Here is a 20167-nt window from a genome sequence, read left to right on the forward strand (position 1 = left end):
TCGTCTGACACGATGAGTCCCGTGGCCCACCCCGCAGCACCGACCTCCGGACGAGGCGACCCGACGGCGCCGTGGTGGCGCAACGCGGTCTTCTACCAGGTCTATCCCCGCTCGTTCGTCGATGCGAACGGTGACGGCATCGGCGACCTCGCGGGGGTGCGCAGCCGCCTCGGCTATCTCGAACTGCTCGGTGTCGACGCGATCTGGCTCAACCCGGTGATGCGTTCACCGATGGCCGATCACGGCTACGACGTCTCCGATCCTCGCGACATCGACCCGCTGTTCGGGGACATCGCCGATCTCGAAGCGCTGGTCGCCGACGCCCACGCGCGCGGCATCCGGGTGGTGATGGACCTCGTGCCGAACCACGTCAGCGTCGAGCACCGCTGGTTCCGGGCCGCGCTCGAAGCCGGGCCGGGCAGCCGTGAACGCCGGCGCTTCCACTTCCGCGACGGGCGCGAACCGGACGGCAGCGCACCACCGAACAACTGGCCGAGCGTCTTCGGCGGGCCGGCCTGGACCCGCATCACCGAACCCGACGGCACGCCCGGTCAGTGGTATCTGCACGTCTTCGCTCCCGGGCAGCCCGATCTGAACTGGGACGACGAGGAGGTCGTCGAGGACCTCGACAAGACCCTGCGGTTCTGGCTGGACCGGGGCGTGGACGGTTTCCGGATCGACGTGGCCCACGGGATGGCCAAGCCCGCAGATCTTCCCGACCACGAGGGGTGGGAGACCAACGAACTGCTCGGGCACTCCCCCGCCGACCCTCGGTTCAACAATCCCGAGGTGCACGACATCCACCGCCGCATCCGGCGGGTCTTCGACGAGTATCCGGACTCGGTGGCGATCGGTGAGATCTGGGTCGACGACCACGAACGGTTCGCCGAGTACCTGCGCCCGGACGAACTGCATCTCGCCTTCGACTTCCACCTGACGCTGTCGGACTGGGACGCCGACGCCGTCCGCGACGCGATCGAGAAGGGCCTGGCGGCGGTGACGTCGGTGCATGCCTCACCGACGTGGACGCTGTCGAACCACGACGTCGACCGCGAGGTCACTCGGTACGGAGGCGGTGAGGTCGGGCTCGCGCGGGCACGCGCGATGATCCTCGTCGCCCTCGCGCTCCCGGGAGCAGTGTTCGTCTACAACGGCGCCGAACTGGGGTTGCCGAACGTCGACCTGCCCGACGAGGTGCTGCAGGATCCGGTCTGGGAGCGATCCGGCCACACCGAACGCGGACGCGACGGATGCCGCGTGCCGCTGCCGTGGGAGGGCGAAACACCGCCCTTCGGGTTCACCTCCGCCGGGTCCGCGTGGCTGCCCCAGCCGCCGGAGTGGTCGGCGCTCACCGTCGAGAAGCAACTCGAGGATGCGGGCTCGACGCTCTCGCTGTACCGCCAGGCGATCGAGATCCGTACGGAGCGAAGGCGATCCATCAGCACGGAGCGAAGGCGATCCATCAGCACGGAGCGAAGGCGATCCGAGGGCGGTGGGATCGGCTGGTACGGAAGCCCGGCGGGGTGCCTGGCCTTCCGCCGTTCCGACGGCCTGACCTGTGTTCTCAACGCCGGCGACGTCGCGGTCGATCTGCCTCCCGGCGAGGTGCTGCTCGCGAGTGCGCCGCTCACCGGACACGCACTGCCACCGGACACCGCCGCCTGGTTGGCGTGAGGCTCCCTCAGAGGACGCTCAGACCGAGCCCCCCGCCGCGGCGCAGATAGACCGACCCGAAGCGGGCGTCGAGGCGCATCCAGGTGGCGGACGCCCGGACCCGGACCATCTCGGCGGGATCGATACCCGTCGAGTCGACGCTGTCACGACCGGCACCCGGCACGAAGCCCATCGCACCGAGCGCGAACACCATGCGCATCGGCACACCCACGGTCGTCCCGGCACCGCTCACCTCGAGAACCTCTTGGGCGAGCAACGACGCCGGCGGTCCCTGCGCGCCGTGCTCGCGGGTGAGCGCGACGCCGCGTTGCGCGAGTGCGACGAGGATCCGTGCCGGCACGTCGTCGACGTGGACGTAGCCGTCGTCGGGTGGAAGTGCGCCGCGCCAGGCGGAATCCATCGCCCAGCCCGGGTCGACCTCGGTGCGCGGTTCGGACCCGGCGAGAAGCGCGGCCCGCAGCGACTCGGCGGCCACGCAGGTGTCGGCCGGAGCCACGGTTCCGCGGACGACGCGTCCGGCGAGCACCTCGAAACCGGTGCGTGTCCACACACCGAGCAATCCGTCGCCGCGGCGGCGCAACCGCACCACGGCAGCCTCGTCGAGACGCGCGGCCCGGGCCAGGAATGCGGCGAGGTCGACGCTGTCGTCGGGGTCGGCGAGCGTCAGGAGGCGCTCTGCGCGTCGGATCCGGTCGTCGGTCACGTCGGCCTCGTCAATTGCGGTGCCACCGTCAGTTTCGTTGCCACTGACGCAGGAACTCGCGTTCGTCGTCGCTGAGCCGGCGCAGGCGCTGGGTCTCGATGTCGAACGCCGCGATCTGGGTGGACGCGACCACCGCCGGCGCCGAGTCGACCGGGGCACCGCCCGGCCGCACCTCGTAACCGATCGTGAAGTCGACCGCGCGTACCTTCTCCGTCCACATCAACACGTCGAGCGGACCGTCGTCGTGACGCAACTGCCCTCGGTAGCGGACGTGGAGATCGGCGATGACGGCCCCCTCGCGCAGGTCCCGGGTGGGGCGGCCGTCGGCGAACAACCACGGGATCCGCGCTTCTTCGAGGAGGGTGACCATCCGCGCGTGGTTGATGTGCTGGAAGACGTCCATGTCGGACCACCGCACCATCACCTCGGTGTGGAAACCGAACTGTTCGCCCGCACCGCTCACTCGTTACCTCCGATCGGATGCGCGCGTGCGCACCATGCCCCTGATCTGTCGTGCCGCCACCGAGAGGGTGGCGAGGTCCAGACTTCCAGACGCGAATATCTCGTCGAGCGCCGCCCTCGCACGGACGAGTTTGGAGCCGTTGGACGACTCCCAGTCCTCGATCATCTCCTCGGTCGACTCCCCGGGTTCGGCGCCGGCGAGCACGTCGAGGACGAGCGACCGCAACGAGCCGTACAGGTCTTCGCGCAGCGCGAGGCGTGCCAGCGAATGCCAGCGGTCGCCCCGCTCGAGACCGGAGACCGCCGTGAGCAGGCGGTCGACGCCGAGGCGCGCGTCGAGGGCGTAGTAGAGATCGGCGACCTCCGCCTCGTCGCGCTGCTCTATGTCGGCGATGTCGATGACGTCGAGCAGCGGGAACTGGTCGAGGAGCCGGAAGACGACGCCCGTGAGCTCCTGCGGTGCTCCTCGTTCGAGGAGCGGGCGGGTACGACGAAGGAAGTCCTCGGCGTGGTGCCCGCGCATCCAGTCCGCTACCCGCGGTGCGAGACGCGCGAAGGCATCGCGGTAACGGCTGATCTCGGCACCGACCGCGAGGGGCTGCGGCCGCGTGGCGAGGAGCCGGCGCGACGCCCGGTCGAGCACGCGGCGGGATTCGAGCAGCAGGTCGTCCTCGATGTCGACAGGCAGCCCGGCGGCCCGGATCTCGTCCCACAGGGCCGGTAGCCCGAAGATGGTGGTGACGGCGGTGTAGGCGCGGATGGCGTCGGTCGCCGACGCCCCGGCCTCCTCGGCGAGCCGGTAGACGTAGGTGGGGCCGCCGTTGTCGACCGTGGTGTTGGCCAGCATGGTCGCAACGATCTGCCGACGCAGCGGATGCGCCCGGATCCCGGCCCGGAACCGCTCGCGCAGAGCGGGCGGGAAGTAAGCGGGCAGGATCGACGCGAAGGTCTCGTTGTCGGGCAGGTCCGTGGCCAGCAGGTCGTCGACGAGGGCGAGCTTGACGTGGGCGAGGAGCTGCGCCAGCTCCGGCGACGTCAACCCCTCCCCCGCCGCTTCACGACGATCGAACTCGGCCTCGTCGGGCAGGGCCTCGAGGCCGCGGTCGAGTCCACGATCGAGTTCCAGGGCTGCGAGCATCCGACGGTGCACCCCCAGCAGGGACGGCGCGACGGCCCGCTCGAGTCCGAGCACGGCGTTCTGCGAGATGTTGTCGGCGAGAACGAGTTCGGCGACGTCGTCGGTCATCGACGCGAGCAGCGGATTGCGGTCCTCCGCCGCGAGTTCGCCGGCGGTCACCATAGCGTCGAGGAGAATCTTGATATTGACCTCGTGGTCGGAGCTGTCGACGCCGGCCGAGTTGTCGATCGCGTCGGTGTTGATCTTTCCGCCGGCGCGCGCGAACTCGATGCGGCCGCGTTGCGTGACACCGAGATTGCCGCCCTCGCCCACGACCCGGGCACGCAGTTCCCGCCCGTCGACGCGCACGCCGTCGTTGCTCTTGTCCCCCACGTCCGCATGGGTTTCCGTCGACGCCTTCACGTAGGTGCCGACACCGCCGTTCCACAACAGGTCGACGGGTGCGCGCAGGATCGCGCGGATCAGTTCGGGCGGTGGGAGTGCGGTGACGTCGTCGGGCAGGTCGAGCACCGCACGCACCTCGGGACCGACGGGCACCGACTTGGCCGTCCGGTCCCACACCCCGCCCCCGGCCGAGACGAGTTCGGTCGAGTAGTCCTTCCACGACGACCGCGGCAGTTCGAACAACCGGTGCCGCTCCTCGAACGACCGCTCCGGATCGGGATCGGGATCGAGGAAGATGTGCCGATGGTCGAAGGCCGCGACGAGCCGGATGTGCCGGCTGAGCAGCATGCCGTTGCCGAAGACGTCACCGCTCATGTCACCGATGCCGACGACGGTGAAATCGTCCGTCTGCGGGTCGGATCCGAGTTCGCGGAAGTGACGCCGGACGCTCTCCCATGCACCGCGCGCGGTGATGCCCATCTCCTTGTGGTCGTAACCGGCGGAGCCACCTGACGCGAACGCGTCGCCGAGCCAGTAGCCGTATTCCGCCGCAACGGAATTCGCGAGGTCGGAGAACGACGCGGTGCCCTTGTCCGCGGCCACCACGAGATACGGGTCGTCGTTGTCGTGACGCACGACCCGCTGCGGCGGGACCGTGTCGTTGCGGGCGGCGTCGAGGTTGTCGGTGATGTCGAGCAGACCGGCGATGAAGCACCGGTAGCACCGCTCGCCACGCTCGCGGACGGCGCGCCGGTCCGCCTCGGCGTCACCGGTCGGACGCGGGGCGTGCTTGACGACGAAGCCACCCTTCGCACCCACGGGCACGATCACCGCGTTCTTCACGGCCTGCGCCTTGGCCAGGCCGAGCACCTCCGTGCGGAAGTCCTCCCGGCGGTCGGACCAGCGCAGACCACCGCGGGCGACGGGACCGAACCGCATGTGGACGCCCTCGACGCCCGGGGCGTAGACGAACACCTCGAAAGCCGGTCGCGGCTGGGGTAGTTCGGCGATCCGTCGCGGATCGAACTTGAGCGACAACGCCCGGCCGTCCGGGCGCTCGTGCCCGATACCGCCGGCCACGTAGAAGTTGGTGCGCAGGGTCGCACGGATCAACGAGAACAGTCCCCGGAGGATGCGGTCGGTGGCCAGGGCGGTCACCTCTGCGATCGTCGTCGTGAGTTCCTCGGCGATCTGCTGTTCGCGTTCGGCGGAGGCGTTCTCCGGATCGAATCGGGACTCGAACAGCCCGACGAGCAGCGCCGCGGTGTGGGGGGCGCCGAGCAGCACACCTTCGATGTTGTACTGGCTGTACGGAAATTCGGTCTGGCGCAAGTACTTCGCGTAGGCGCGGAGAAGCACGACCTGCTTCCAGGTGAGCCCGGCGCGCAGCACGAGCTGGTTGAACCGGTCGGTCTCGACCGCCCCCCGCCAGGCCACGGTGAAGGTGTCGGTGAGACGATCCGCCAGGGTCGGATCGGCCTCCACGATGCCGTGCTCGATGTCCTCGGGCAGACAGAGTCCGAAATCGTATATCCCGCACTCGATTCCGTCCGATCGCGGCAGCCGGTAGGGCCGCTCGTCGACGACCTCGACGCCGAGGCTCTGCAACACCGGGAGGATCCGGCCGAGGGTGACCGTCTCGTCGGCGATGTACAGGGTGAAACGCAACGACAACGGATCGTCGGAACCCGGACGGTACAGGTGCGTGTCGAGATCGCCGGAGTCGAGCGCTTCCAGACGCCGCAGGTCGTCCAGGGCACGTTCGGAGCCGAAGTCCTCCTTGTACGCCTCGGGCACGACCTCGGCGTACCGCTGCACCAGCAACGGATCGAGATCGCCGGTCGCGGCCGCCGCCTCACCGAGCCGATCGGCCCAGTTGCGGGTCACTTCCGCGAGCATCGCCTGGATCCGCAGGCGGTTCTCCTCGGAGGTGTCCACCTCGCGACGTGCGCGCCCGGAGAAACGGATCGTCACGTGCAGCAACGCGAGGTCACGTTCGGAGACCCGCGCGGTGTAGTCGAGTACGCCGCCACCGAACTCGCGCAACAGGATGTCCTGGATCGCCACGCGCACCTTCGTCGTGTAGCGGTCGCGCGGCAGGTAGACGAGGCACGAGATGTACCGCCCGTAGGTGTCGACGCGGACGAACAACCGCACCTGCCTGCGGATGTCGACCACCGCCGTGACGGTCTCGTAGAGGGTGTCGGTGTCCATGGAGAACAGTTCCGCGCGGGGCACCGTCTGCATGATCTCGAGCATCGCCTGGCCGCTGTAGGACGACAGCTCGACCCGCGCCCGCGCGACGACCTCCCGCACCCGGCGCGAGACCACGGGGATGTCGAGGATGTTCTCGTGCAGAGCGGTCACGGTGAGGACACCGAGGAAACGATCCTCCCCGACGAGCGCGCCGTCGGCGTCGAGCCGGGCGACGCCGACGAAGTACGGATAGACGGAACGGTGCACGGTGGCGGGAAGCGCGCCCTGAGTGAGCACGAGCAGCGGGCGGCGGCACGTGCCGACCTCACCGGGCAGGTCGAGCGGGTCCGCGACCGAGGCATCGGTGCGCAGCACTCCCCTGCCGCTGCCGGGCACGGGCGTCGCGCGCACGTTGTCGTCGCCGCCGTCGGGAACGAAGTCGTAGCGCCGGTAGCCGAGAAGGGTGAAGTTCCCGCCGCTCAACCAGCGCAGCAGTTCGGCGGTCTCGGTGAGCTCGTCGGCCGTGTAGTGCGCCGGCGGATCGGCGGCCAGGCCGTCGAGCGCGTCCGCGAGGTCGCGCTGCAGGGCGTGCATCTTCCCGGAGTCCGACGCCACCTGCCGCACATCGGACAGTACGCGCCGCAAGCCGTGATCGATCTCCTCGAGCGATTCGTCGTCGACGGGCCCGCGCAACTCGATGTGCATCCACGATTCGGCGACTCCACCCGAGGCCCGTCCGCCTTCGTCGGCCAGGCGCTCGAGGTCGCCCTCGGCGGTGCGGCGCGCAGACAGGACGGGGTGGATGACCGTCGCCACCGAGACACCCAGCCGGGACAGCAGTGCCAGCACCGATTCGACGAGCAGCGGCATGTCGTCGGTGACGATCTGTACGGCGACACCCATGCCCTCGGTGCGGCGCACACCGACGACAGCGGTGCCCGGTGCGCGGCGACGACCGAGACGGACGTGCTCGAGCGCGGCCGCGCCGTGGTCCGTGGTGAACTCTCCGGAGCCCTGATAGATCCGCTCGAGGACCGCCTCGGGAGAGGTATCGCTCTCCGTTGCATTTGTCTGCACCACAGCCGGATCGGCCATCGACACCCTTCCTGCTCTGTCGGGCGGATACACCGCGCGCCGCGGACGGACTCGTGATCGAGCCTATCCGCGGCGCGCAGTCGGGGGGTCGGAACCGGCGGGTCGGGTAACAGCCGGGCCGGTCGACAGGATGTACCCGCTCAGCCGGTGGGCGTGACGGCGCGGTGCCGGTCGAGCACCGCCCGTACCTCGTCTGTCAACGGCTGCGACGTGTCGGTCTCGGGATCGAAGCCGACGAGCACGGTGTCGGCGACCGCGCACACCACGCCGTCCCGGTCGAGGATCGTCTGACGCACCGTGAACGAGCTCGTGCCGAGACGAAGCACCGTCGTCTCGACCTCGATCGGCGCCGAGGAATCCTTGATCGGACGCAGGAACTCGACGTCCATCTTCCGGAGCACGACGGCATCGCGGGCCGGCAGCTCGCTCCGGAAGAACTTGATGCGCCCTTCCTGCAGGTATTCCACGACCTTGGCGTTGTTGACGTGCCCGAGCCGATCGGAGTCGCCCCAGCGCACCTCGACCGGGCACCGGTAGGGCCGGTGGCCGTTGCGCTCAGTCACGCGTGAGCTTCCGGTGCGTGACGCGGTGCGGACGTGCCGCATCGGCTCCGAGACGCTCGATCTTGTTCGCCTCGTAGGCCTCGAAGTTGCCCTCGAACCAGAACCACTTGCCCTCTTCGACGTTGCCCTCCCACGCCAGGATGTGGGTACAGGTGCGGTCGAGGAACCAGCGGTCGTGGGAGATCACGACGGCGCAACCCGGGAACTGCTGCAGCGCGTTCTCGAGCGACGACAGGGTCTCGACGTCGAGGTCGTTGGTCGGCTCGTCGAGGAGGATCAGGTTGCCGCCCTCCTTGAGCGTGAGCGCCAGGTTCAGGCGGTTGCGCTCACCACCGGAGAGCACACCGGCCGGCTTCTGCTGGTCGGGACCCTTGAACCCGAACGCGCTCACGTACGCGCGCGACGGCATCTCGTTCTGCCCGACCTCGATGAAGTCGAGACCGTCGGAGACCACCTCGAAGACCGTCTTCTTCGGGTCGATGTTCGCGCGGTTCTGGTCGACGTAACTCAGCTTGACCGTGTCGCCCACCTTGACGGTGCCGCTGTCGGGCTCCTCGAGACCGACGATGGTCTTGAACAGCGTGGTCTTGCCGACGCCGTTGGGACCGATGACACCGACGATGCCGTTGCGCGGCAGCGTGAACGACAGGTCCTTGATCAGGACACGGCCGTCGAAGCCCTTGTCGAGGTGCTCGACCTCGACAACGACGTTGCCCAGACGCGGCGGCGTCGGGATCTGGATCTCCTCGAAGTCGAGCTTGCGGTACTTCTCGGCCTCGGCTGCCATCTCCTCGTAGCGGGCCAGACGCGCCTTGTTCTTCGTCTGCCGTGCCTTGGCACCGGAGCGGACCCACTCGAGTTCCTCGCGGAGCCGCTTCTGCAGCTTCTGGTCCTTCTTGCCCTGGACCTCGAGACGCTCGGCCTTCTTCTCCAGGTAGGTGGAGTAGTTGCCCTCGTAGGGATGCAGCTTGCCGCGGTCGACCTCGCAGATCCACTGCGCGACGTGATCGAGGAAGTACCGGTCGTGGGTGACGGCCAGCACGGCGCCCGGGTAGGACGCGAGGAACTGCTCGAGCCACAGCACCGACTCGGCGTCGAGGTGGTTGGTGGGCTCGTCGAGGAGCAGCAGGTCGGGCTTGCTCAGCAGCAGCTTGCACAGCGCGACACGGCGGCGCTCACCACCGGAGAGGTGGGTGACGGGTTCGTCCGGCGGAGGGCAGCGCAGTGCGTCCATGGCCTGCTCGAGCTGCGAGTCGAGATCCCACGCGTTGGCGTGGTCGAGCTCCTCCTGGAGCTTGCCCATCTCCTCCATCAGCTCGTCGGAGTAGTCGGTGGCCATGAGCTCGGCGATCTCGTTGAACCGGTCGAGCTTGACCTTGATCTCGCCGAGGCCCTCCTCGACGTTCTCCCGGACCGTCTTCTCCTCGTTGAGGGGCGGCTCCTGCTGGAGGATGCCGACGGTGGCCTCCGGATCGAGGAAGGCCTCGCCGTTGCTGGGCTGATCGAGCCCGGCCATGATCTTGAGAATCGACGACTTGCCCGCGCCGTTGGGTCCGACGACGCCGATCTTCGCGCCGTGGTAGAAGCTCATGGTGACGTCATCGAGGATGACCTTGTCACCGTGCGCCTTGCGCACCTTCTTCATCGTGTAAATGAACTCCGCCATGACCACCAGCGTATCGGTCGATGGTCGATAACCCACATCGTGCGACCACGGGATGCCCGGGCCGCGCCCGCGTCAGCGCCGCAGCAGCTCCGCGACGAAGCCTGTCGTGTCGGGCAGCGACGCGAACATCGTCTCCGAATGCCCCGTCGGGTACGTCCGGAACTGCGCGTTCGCGCCCCCGGCCCACAGGTCCCCGATCAGTTCGAACGCGAGCGGCGCGGGCACCGTCGTATCGCGCAGACCCTGCGCGAGGAACAGTGGCCGGTCGTAACCACGGGTCGGCACCGCGACATAGTCGGTGAAGGCGGCGCGGAACCGGTCGTCGCTCAGCGGACGGGCGAGGACCTCACCGATGCCGATCTCGCCGTAGCGGTCCATCAGCTCGTCGTAACAGAGTCGCTCGGCGGCGTCGACCACCTCGCGACCGAGGGGAGTGAGGTATCCGTCGACGTCCAGGGAAGGATCGGCGTCGCGCAGACCCGCGAAGATGTAGGCGGCGAACGCCGTGAGCCCGTCGAGACCGAGGTCGGGGAAGCCCGGGAATCCGAGCGGGAACAGGTACTCGAGGTTGGACGGGGCGCCGGTCGTGAGTGTCCCGCGAAAGTCCAGTTCGGGCGCGCGGGAGGTCGCAGCGTGCGCGGTGTGCAGACCGGTGTGCCCACCCTGCGACTGGCCGATCACGACCCAGCGGTCGGACAGCGACGGTTCGACAGCGCGTCCCGCCCGCACGATGTCGATGACGCTGTTCGCGGCGCTCTGCCCGTCCAGATAGCGGTGCAGCCCGCCCGACCCGAGGCCCGGATAGTCGGCTGCCACGACGGCATAGCCCTGCCCGAGCCAGTGGTCGAGATAGGCAGTGTCGCGCGGTGTGCGCGGCAACCGCGAGGGCGCGCACGAATCGTCGAGACCGACGGTCCCGTGGGCCCATGCGACGACGGGCCACCCGCCCTCGGGCGGCGTGCCGGGAGGGATGAACAGTGCCCCGGTCGCCGTGGTCGGGGTGCCGTCGCGCCACTGCGTGGTGTAGGCGAGGACGCGAGCCGAGGACGCCCCGGGCAGGGACGATTCCGGGTCGAGCGTGGCGACCTCGACAACCTTTCCCGGCGCCGGGTTCGCGCCCACCGCGGGAGGTGACACGACGGTCGTCAGCAGTGCCAGAGCACCGGCGAGCAGCAGGGCGGGGACGTGCGTGGTACGGGTCACGCCGAGGACGATACGGACCGTCCGGCCGCGGCGTCCGTATTCGTCCGATTCGCCGCGGCGCGACAGGATGTGCACGTCGGATCGGCGCGGCTAGCGGCCTTCGCGGTCGCGGCGCGCCAGCTCGGCGAACATCGCGTTGTGTGCCGCGAGATCGGCGTCGTCGTCGCGTTCGGCGGCCCGGTCGACACGTCGCGCCGTGCGCCGGTCGCTGCGCGACCACTGGACGAGCAGGGCGAGCATCACGAGCACGAGCGGGATCTCGCCGGCCGACCATGCGATGCTGCCGCCGACCTTCTGATCGGAGAACAGGTCGTAGTTCCACGGTAGTGCCAGGCCGCGGTAGTAGCTCTCGGCCATCACCGTGCCCATGCTCATGAGGGTCACGCCGAAGAAGGCGTGGAACGGGAGCGAGCCGAAGACCATCGCCAGCTTCGTCACGGGCTGCAGGTCGCGTGGCGACGGGTCGACGCCGATCACCACCCAGTAGAACAGGTAGCCGCTGAGCAGGAAGTGCAGGTTCATCAGGACGTGGGCGGTGTGACTGTCGATGAACGCGGTGAAGATCCCTCCGAGATACAACGCGTAGAAACCGCCGACGAACATCACCGATGCGACGATCGGATGCGTGAAGAAGCGCGACAGCGGGCTGTGCAGGAACTCGAGGATCCATTCGCGCGGTCCGGGAGGGGCGTTGCGGCCGGCCGGCTTGAGCGCACGCAGGGCGAGGGTCATCGCCCCGCCGAGCGCAAGGAGCACCGGGGCGAGCATCGACAGAGCCATGTGCGCGCCCATGTGCACGCTGAACATCGCCGGCGAGTACATGCCGACGCCCGAACTGGTGGCGACGAACAGCACGAAGCAACCCGAGAACCAGGCGATCGACCGGCCGACCGGCCACGAGTCGCCGCGCTTGCGCAGCGTCCACAGACCGATGGCGTAGGCGGCGGCGAGCACGAGAGCAGCCGTGCCGAAGATCAGGTCGAAGCGCCACTGGCCGAAGAACAGGCTCACGAACGACGGCGGTACGTCGAGCTGGTAGCCGAGCTCGACCTCCTGGATCGTCGGTACCGAGGCCGGCGGCGGCGGGGGCGTGCGGCCGAGTCCCACGGCCAGGCCGATGGTCGCGGCGAGGACGAACGCTTCGACGAGGGTGAACCGCACGAGCGCGGACCGGCTCGTGGGGTCGGCTTCGAGGGCCGGAAGCGCCCGGCGTCGCTGAGCCCAGCCGAAGATGCCGAGCAGGACCAGCGCGAGGGTCTTCGCGAGCAGCAACCTGCCGTAGGTGGTGGTCGTCAGGTCGTCGAACGACATGCGGACCGCGGCGTTGATCACGCCGCTGACAGCCATCACGACGAACGCGAGTCCGGCGACGAAGGAGAACCGCCGGGCGGCGACATCGGTGTGCTCCCCTCCCCGCATCGAATGGGCGAGCAGCGCGAACAACCCGCCGGCCCAGACGGACGCCGCGCCGAGGTGCAGCACGAGGCTGTTGGTCGCCATATCGTGCGAACCACCCGACGAGGAGTGCCCGGTCAGGGCGATCGGCATGAGGGCGACGAACGACAGCAGCAACAGATACGGCGTCCACGACCAGCGCACTGCGAGTCGGGTCAGCAGCGCGGTGATCAGCGCGAGCACGGTCGTCCAGGCCCAGGCCAGCGCGACCTCCACCTGACCGAGCGCCGAGAACAGGTTCTCCAGACGGATGGCCTCACTCAGCGGACTGCCGGAAGTGTCGGACAAGGTCAGCGGCACCATCAGCGCCGCTGTCACGGCCCACACCGTCGCCGCGACGCCCGCCGTCCGCACGGCGCGATAACCGCCGACGTCGAGTACCCCGCTCCGCTGCGGGGGCACGAGGAAGGCGGCGAAGAACAGCGAGCCGATCGTGATGACCGTCGCGATCTCGGAGATCGCGCGGACCGCCGGGAGACCGTAGGTGGTGAGCGGACCGGGATCGGGGATGCCGAGCAACACCAGAGCCTGCGCAGCGGACAGTCCGACCGCGAACGCCGCGACGAGGGCGGCGAGGAGGCCGAAGAGAATCAGCAGTGCCGGCGGGTTTCCCCTCATGGGGGCGGGCGCCGGAGGCTGCGCGGGAGACGCGAGCTCGGATGTTGCCATGCCTACCAGGGTAGGACGTTCACGCCATGACCTACGACACGCCGTCGGAGTCCCCCGTCCCCCGTATCCGTGGACGTAACAACGTCGACGGCGTGCTGCAGGGCCACGAGTGTGTCGGCCGCCACCATCGCGTCGCAGTGTGGAAGCGCGGCGGACATCGACCCGGTCGAGGGCGTGAAACCGGACTGCCCGGCCCGGGGGTTGAGCCACACCAGCCGGTGCGCGCGACGCCGGATCCTGGCCAGGACGTGGGCGAGTTCGGTGGGATCGTCGCTGTCCCAACCGTCGGACGCGACGACGACGATCGCTCCGCGCATCAGGTGTCCGTGATGGGAGGCGACCACCTCGGCGAGCGAACCGGCGATGCGGGTGCCTCCGAACCGCGTCCGTACCCGCTCGTTGGCGACGCCGATCGCCTGATCGACCGACCGGTGCCGGAGGACCGGCGTCAGACGCGCAGCTGTGGTGGAGAACACGAAGACCTCAGCCGTTCCGGTGTGGGCGAGCGCACGCACGAGATGCAGATACACCCCGATGTAGGGACGCATGGAACGGCTGACATCGCAGAACACGACGACCTGCCGCCGGCGTCGACCCGGTCGCGTGCGGATCAGCCGGAGCGGCTCGAACCCCGTGCCGCGGGAGGCTGCGATGCTCGCGCGGATGTCGACGCGTCCGGTGTGGCGTTGCACCCGGCGGCGGGTGCGGCGGATCGCCCAGCGCGCTCCGGCCGCCTCGATCCATGTCTCGAGGAGTGCGAGTTGCGCCGGGTCGAGGTCGTCGAACCGCTGATCGGCGATCTCGGCCAGTGCGCTCGCCACCTCGCGCCCCGGGCGGCCGGGTGCCCGCTCCCCCTCTGCGGATTCGACGATCGTCCTGGTGACCCATGGAACGTCGTGCCCGGAAGTGGGAACCCCGATGGGCCGGCTGGGTCCGTCCGGTGTCGACGCCCCCGGCGCGCCTTCGTCCTCGGGTCCCGTGCGACGGGCGTGCGGGTCGAGCGGAACTGGTGCCTCGCCGAACACCCGGTCGAAGACCGTATCGAAGGTGGACAGGCTCTCGTACCGGTCGACGAGGGTGAGCCGCGCGGTCCAGTACAACCGAGTCCGCGTGGTTGGCGGACACGCACGCAAGCCGCGCGTGAAGGTCGCCGCTCCGTCCGCCGGGACCACGATCCCGGCGGACCTGAGCCGGTCGACCAACGCGACTGTGAAGGCGGCGTGATCGACCCCGGGGAGCAGCCCGGCGCTCATTACACTTCGGTGGAGACGAAGCGGGTCAGCGCCTCCCCCAGCGCGTCGCCGTCGTCGGGAGTCTTCGCCAGTGCCGCGAGCGACATCGCCGCTTCGGGCCGGACGAGGTCGGTGACACCGAGCGCGGCGAGGGCCGATACCCAGTCGATGGTCTCCGCGATTCCGGGTGCCTTGTCGAGATCGAGTCCGCGGGCCACCGCGACGAAATCTGTGGCACGTTCGACGAGCGCGAGGTTCGCCGATGGCACCGTGCGACGCAGGATCGCCACCGCCCGAGCGCGGTCGGGGTAGTCGATCCAGTGGTACAGGCAACGTCGCCGCAGTGCGTCGTGTAGGTCGCGGCTCCGATTCGAGGTCAGCACGACAACGGGCGGGCGGGTCGCGGTGAGGGTGCCGAGTTCGGGAATGGTGACGGCGAACTCCCCCAGGAACTCGAGCAGCAACGCCTCGAATTCGTCGTCGGCACGGTCGATCTCGTCGACGAGCAGAACGGCGGGTGTGTCGCCGCGGTGGCGGACGCAGCGCAGGATGGGGCGTTCGAGGAGGTATTCCTCGGAGTACAGGTCGGCTTCGGCGGGAACGTCGCCGCGCGCCTCGGCGAGCCGGATCGCGAGCAACTGGCGTTGGTAGTTCCAGTCGTAGAGGGCCTCGGCGACCGACAGTCCCTCGTAGCACTGCAACCGGATCAGCGGGCTGCCGAGAATCTGCGCGAGCACCTTGGCGGCAGTGGTCTTGCCGACCCCAGGTTCGCCCTCGAGCAACAGCGGTCGCCCCAATGCGACGGCGAGGTGAATGGCGGCGGCGGTGCCCTGATCGAGTAGGTGATCGTGGCTGTCGAATCTGGCCATCACGTCGTCGACGCCGGTGAAGATGCCCGGAGAGGACGGGTCGGTCACGCGACGTCGTCCTTCTCGAAGCGGCTGCGGCAACCCGGGCAGCAGAACCACATTGTCCGGCCCGCAACGACGAGGTGCGGGGTGGACTCGGTGATCGTGACGGTCATCCCGCACACCGGGTCGACGGCCGTCTGCGGCTTCGACTCCGTCTCCCTCGGCACCTCGACGCGTCGACAACTCTCCTCGGAGGGGCGGGTGAGGCTGCCGCTGCGCGCGACTCGCACGATGTCGGCCACGATCGACAGTCCGATCTCCGCGGGGGTGCGGGCACCGATATCGAGCCCGACCGGGGTGTGCACGTGGGCACGCTCGTCGTCGGTCGGATCCACCTCGTCGAGCACCGCGGCGCCACGGGTGTGACTGGCGACCAGACCGATATAGCGGCTTCCGGCGTCGAGCGCCGCGCGGATCACACTCCCCTCGTCGCCTCCGTGACTCGCGACGATCACCACCGACGCCTCGGCAGGCACTCGCGTCCCGCGGATCCGTTCCACCGAGTAGTCGACGCGCCGCGCGAAGTCGCTCACGGCGTCGGCCACGGGCGAGTCCCCGAAGACGGCCACCACGAGCGCAGGCATCCGCGGCTCGAGAAAGATCTCGGTGGCCCCACCGGACATGCACGGGTTGACCGCGATCGTCGCCCCCGGGGTGTCGGGGAACTCGGCGGCTCCGGCCGGCAGCACCCGTAGGAGCATGCTCTCCCCTCGCTCGAGCACCGTGCGGGACATTTCGCGCACCGAGTTCTCGGTGCACTGTCCGCCGACGAACCCCTCGATCGTGCCGTCGGCGTGGACGAGCGCCCGGTCGCCCGAGTGCGCGGACGTCGGCGGCTGTGCCCGTACGACGGTCGCTTCCACGAACGGGCGGCGTTCGCTGCGCAACTGTGCTGCCCGCATCGCAAGGTCCATGTCCTCGTACTCCGCTCGTTCCACTCGAATCCTTCTGTCGCGTCGCTCAGATCGGCGGGGTCGCGCGACCCTGCATGGCTTCCCACACCCGCGACGGTGTCAACGGCATGTCGGCGTGCCGGACGCCGAGGGGTTTCAACGCATCGACCACGGCGTTGACGATCGCGGGTGGGGAACCGACCGTGGCGGATTCGCCGATGCCCTTCGCGCCGATCGGGTGATGCGGTGACGGAGTGACGGTGAACGCCGTCTCGAGCGTGGGTACCTCGAGGGCGGTGGGGATCAGGTAGTCCATGAACGACCCGCCCAGGCAGGTGCCGTTCTCGTCGAACGAGATCATCTCCATCAGGGCCATGCCGATCCCGTCGACGATGCCACCGTGCACCTGCCCTTCGATGATCATCGGGTTGATGCGGGTGCCGCAGTCGTCCACGGCCAGGAACCTGCGGATCTTCACCTCCGCGGTGCCGGGATCGACGTCGACGACACAGAAGTAGGCGCCATAGGGATAGGTGAGGTTCTCGGGGTTGTAGCAGATCTGCGCCTCGAGACCGCCTTCGAGACCTTCGGGCAGATCGCCGGCGCCGTGGGCCCGCATCGCGATGTCCTGGATCGTGACCGCCGCCGACGGGTCGCCCTTGACTCGGAAGGTGCCCTTCTCCCATTCGAGATCGGCGACGGAGACCTCGAGCATGCCCGATGCGATTATCTTCGCCTTGTCGCGCACCTTGCGGGCTACCAGCGCGGCGGCCGCGCCGGACACCGGTGTCGAGCGGCTTCCGTAGGTGCCGAGCCCGAAGGGGGTGTTGTCGGTGTCTCCGTGGACGACGTCGATGTCGTCGGGCGGGATGCCGATCTCCTCCGCGACGATCTGCGCGAAAGTCGTCTCGTGTCCTTGCCCCTGGGACTGCACCGACAATCTCACCACGGCCTTGCCGGTGGGATGGACACGCAGTTCGCAGCCGTCGGCCATGCCGAGACCGAGGATGTCCATGTCCTTGCGCGGACCGGCGCCGACGGCCTCGGTGAAGAACGACATGCCGATACCCATCAGCTCACCCCGTGCGCGGCGTTCGGCCTGCTCGCGGCGCAGCTCGTCGTAGCCGACGATGTCCATGGCCTTGCGCATGGTGGTCTCGTAGTCGCCCGAGTCGTACTTCCAGCCGGTCTTGCTCGTGTAGGGGAACTGATCAGGGCGCAGGAGGTTTTTCAGGCGCAGTTCCGCAGGGTCCATGTCGAGGTCGTAGGCGAGGCAGTCGACGAGCCGTTCGACGAAGTACACGGCCTCGGTGATGCGGAACGAGCAGGCGTAGGCGACGCCGCCGGGTGCCTTGTTGGTGTAGACCGCGGTCATGTGGGAGTAGGCGGCCTCGATGTCGTAACTGCCGGTGAACACACCGAAGAAGCCGGCCGGATATTTCACCGGGGCCGCGGTGGCGTTGAAGGCGCCGTGGTCGGCGAGGACACGGGACCTGATCGCGAGGATACGACCTTCCTTCGTCGCCGCGATCTCCCCGACCATGATGTAGTCGCGTGCGAAGCCGGTGCTCATGAGGTTCTCGCTGCGGTCCTCCATCCACTTCACCGGATGACCGGTGACCAGCGACGCGACGATCGCTCCGACGTAGCCGGGGTAGATGGGGACCTTATTGCCGAATCCCCCGCCGATGTCGGGTGAGATGACGCGGATCTTGTGCTCGGGCAGACCCGCCACCAGCGCGTACAGCGTGCGATGGGCGTGCGGGGCCTGTGTGGTGGACCAGAGCGTCAGCTTCCCGGAGATCCGGTCGTAATCGGCGACCGCACCGCAGGTCTCCATCGGCGCGGGATGCACGCGTGGATAGACGATCTCCTGCCGGGTGACGACGTCGGCCTTCGCGAAGACCGCGTCGGTGGCCGCGGCATCGCCGGTTTCCCAGTCGAAGCAGTGGTTGTCGGTCTTGCCGTCGAGATCGGTCCGGATCACCGGTGCCTCGGGCGACAGGGCCGTGCGCACGTCGACGACCGGGTCGAGCATCTCGTAGTCGACGTCGATCAGTTCGAGGGCGTCGCGCGCCGAGTAGTGGTCGTCGGCGACGACGAAGGCGACCTCCTGACCGTGGAAGCGCACCTTGTCGGTGGCCAGCACGGCCTGTACGTCGTTCGACAGCGTCGGCATCCAGGCGAGCCCCTTCTCTGCCAGATCGGCGCCCGTGATCACCGCCCGCACCTTCGGGTGCGCGAGGGCGGCGGACGTATCGATGCCGTTGATGCGCGCATGCGCAACCGGCGATCGGAGCACCGCGAGATGCAGCATGCCGGGCAGCCGGACGTCGTCGACGTAGTTGCCGCGGCCCCGCACGAACCGCGGGTCCTCCTTGCGCAGCATCCGGCCGTGTCCGCACGGCTTGCCATCGTTGTCCTGTTCCTCCGGGCGTGTGTCCGGTTCGACCGCGGTCATCACGACACCTCCGTGGGTTGCGCCTTCGAGGAGTGTTCGGCGGCCCACCGGACCGACCGGACGATGGTGGTGTAGCCGGTGCAGCGGCAGATCTGCCCGGAGATCGCCTCGCGGATCGTCGCCTCGTCGGGGTCGGGATCGCGGTCGAGCAGGGACCGCGCGGTGATCATCATTCCCGGGGTGCAGAAGCCGCACTGCAGTCCGTGGCAGCGCACGAAGCCTTCCTGCACGGGGTCGAGGACACCGTCGCGTTCGAGTCCCTCGACGGTGAGCACCTCGTGGCCGGCGGCCATGACCGCCAGCGTGGTGCACGACTTCACCGGCTCGCCGTCCACGGCGACGACACACGTACCGCAGTTGCTCGTGTCGCAACCCCAGTGGGTTCCGGTCAGACCGAGGTGGTCGCGCAGGAAGTGCACGAGCAGCGTCCGGGGTTCGACGTCGGCGGTGACACTCTCGCCGTTGACCGTCATCGAGATCTGCATCGGTTCACACCCTTTCGGTGACGCCGAGACGTTCGGCGGATTGGCGCAGGGCCCGCACCGTCAACTCCGATGCGAGGTGACGCTTGTAGGCGGCGGTGCCGCGCTGATCGGTCTCGGGATCGCATGCCGACGCGGCCGCCGCTCCCGCCTCGCGGAAGAGTTCCTCCGAGGCCGGCGAGCCGCGCAACAGCTCGGACACCCTCGACAGCGCCGCCTCGTCGGCGCGCACCGCCGTCAGCCCGACACGCGCGTCGGTGATGCGTCCGTCGTCCGACATCCACAGCGCGGCGCCCGCGGCGGCCACCGCCCAGTCGCCGGTGCGACGCTCGACCTTCTCGTACGCACTGGCCCCGGTGCCCTTCCTCGGCAGCCGCACCTCGACGAGCAGTTCGTTCGGGGCGACCGCCGTCTCGTAGGGGCCGAGATGGAAGTCGTGGAAATCGAGCTCGCGCACCCCGCCCGGTCCGCGTACGACACAGGTCGCGCCGAGCACTGCACACACGGTGGACAGATCCTCGGCAGGATCTGCCTGACACAACGACCCGCCGAGCGTTCCACGATTGCGGACGACAGGATCGGCGATCACGCGCTCGGCATCGCGGAAGATCGGGAAGATCTCGGCGAGTTCGTCGGATTCGAGAAGCCGGCGGTGCCGGACCAGGGCACCGAGGCGCACGGACCCGGGTTCGAACACGATGTGATCGAGTTCGTCCGCGAGATCGTTGATGTCGATCAAGTACTCCGGATTCGCGAGCCGAAGTTTCATCATCGGCAGCAGACTGTGCCCGCCGGCGACGACCCGGGCCCCCTCTCCGTGCCGGTCGAGCAACTCGACGGCGTGATCCACTCCGGTGGCACGCTCGTACTCGAATGGGCCAGGAACCTGCATGAAGAACTCCCGCCATCAGGTGGCGCGGACCGGTTTCCCCCACCAGCCGCCCACGATTCCCCCTTGGTGCGCTCATAGTAGACCCGAC

14 protein-coding genes are annotated in these 20167 nt (G+C 68.8%); 1 reads left to right on the forward strand and 13 read right to left on the reverse strand.

Going from position 1 to position 20167, the window contains the following annotated elements; all coding sequences use genetic code 11:
- Positions 1–21: 21 nt before the first annotated feature.
- A complete protein-coding gene (locus tag NVV99_RS04025) occupies positions 22–1674 on the forward strand; it encodes an alpha-amylase family glycosyl hydrolase (RefSeq protein ID WP_242411711.1) in 1653 nt (550 codons plus the stop codon).
- 7 nt (positions 1675–1681) lie between these two features.
- On the opposite strand, the gene NVV99_RS04030 is transcribed toward NVV99_RS04025, so the two are convergent.
- The 13 genes from NVV99_RS04030 to NVV99_RS04090 all read right to left on the reverse strand — a co-directional run bounded on the left by NVV99_RS04030 (position 1682) and on the right by NVV99_RS04090 (position 20079).
- Positions 1682–2377, reverse strand: coding sequence for a hypothetical protein (locus NVV99_RS04030; RefSeq protein WP_024100558.1), 696 nt, complete (start codon positions 2375–2377; stop codon positions 1682–1684).
- 28 nt (positions 2378–2405) lie between these two features.
- Positions 2406–2840 carry a thioesterase family protein gene (locus tag NVV99_RS04035; RefSeq protein WP_016691845.1) on the reverse strand — a complete coding sequence of 145 codons (435 nt, stop codon included), beginning with the start codon at positions 2838–2840 and terminating at the stop codon, positions 2406–2408.
- A gap of 3 nt (positions 2841–2843) precedes the next feature.
- The gene (locus NVV99_RS04040) at positions 2844–7652 is read right to left on the reverse strand and encodes an NAD-glutamate dehydrogenase (RefSeq protein ID WP_024100557.1); all 4809 of its coding nucleotides are present in this window, start codon (positions 7650–7652) and stop codon (positions 2844–2846) included.
- A gap of 140 nt (positions 7653–7792) precedes the next feature.
- The gene (locus tag NVV99_RS04045; protein WP_019289031.1) at positions 7793–8215 is read right to left on the reverse strand and encodes a thioesterase family protein; all 423 of its coding nucleotides are present in this window, start codon (positions 8213–8215) and stop codon (positions 7793–7795) included.
- Complete coding sequence (gene ettA, locus NVV99_RS04050) at positions 8208–9881, reverse strand: energy-dependent translational throttle protein EttA (protein WP_006551119.1); 1674 nt, start codon at positions 9879–9881, stop codon at positions 8208–8210. Before ettA ends, NVV99_RS04045 begins: the two co-directional genes overlap by 8 nt.
- Before the next feature lie 72 nt (positions 9882–9953).
- The gene (locus NVV99_RS04055; RefSeq protein WP_024100556.1) at positions 9954–11159 is read right to left on the reverse strand and encodes a lipase family protein; all 1206 of its coding nucleotides are present in this window, start codon (positions 11157–11159) and stop codon (positions 9954–9956) included.
- Positions 11160–11174: 15 nt separating this feature from the next.
- A complete protein-coding gene (locus NVV99_RS04060; RefSeq protein ID WP_024100555.1) occupies positions 11175–13208 on the reverse strand; it encodes a cytochrome c oxidase assembly protein in 2034 nt (677 codons plus the stop codon).
- A 2-nt stretch (positions 13209–13210) separates the two neighbouring features.
- Entirely contained in the window at positions 13211–14461 is a 1251-nt protein-coding gene (locus tag NVV99_RS04065; protein ID WP_019289028.1) for a VWA domain-containing protein, read from the reverse strand.
- The gene (locus NVV99_RS04070; RefSeq protein ID WP_138845521.1) at positions 14461–15309 is read right to left on the reverse strand and encodes a MoxR family ATPase; all 849 of its coding nucleotides are present in this window, start codon (positions 15307–15309) and stop codon (positions 14461–14463) included. Before NVV99_RS04070 ends, NVV99_RS04065 begins: the two co-directional genes overlap by 1 nt.
- 44 nt (positions 15310–15353) lie before the next feature.
- Entirely contained in the window at positions 15354–16265 is a 912-nt protein-coding gene (locus NVV99_RS04075; RefSeq protein ID WP_024100553.1) for an XdhC family protein, read from the reverse strand.
- Between the two features lie 46 nt (positions 16266–16311).
- A complete protein-coding gene (locus NVV99_RS04080; protein ID WP_006551114.1) occupies positions 16312–18705 on the reverse strand; it encodes an aerobic carbon-monoxide dehydrogenase large subunit in 2394 nt (797 codons plus the stop codon).
- Positions 18705–19190, reverse strand: a complete 486-nt coding sequence (locus tag NVV99_RS04085) for a (2Fe-2S)-binding protein (RefSeq protein WP_019289024.1) — start codon at positions 19188–19190, stop codon at positions 18705–18707. The genes NVV99_RS04080 and NVV99_RS04085 overlap by 1 nt, the downstream gene beginning before the upstream one ends.
- A 4-nt stretch (positions 19191–19194) precedes the next feature.
- A complete protein-coding gene (locus NVV99_RS04090; protein WP_024100552.1) occupies positions 19195–20079 on the reverse strand; it encodes a xanthine dehydrogenase family protein subunit M in 885 nt (294 codons plus the stop codon).
- Positions 20080–20167: the final 88 nt, after the last annotated feature.

Source organism: Rhodococcus sp. PAE-6 (genome assembly GCF_025290685.1).
Lineage (GTDB): Bacteria > Actinomycetota > Actinomycetes > Mycobacteriales > Mycobacteriaceae > Rhodococcus > Rhodococcus pyridinivorans.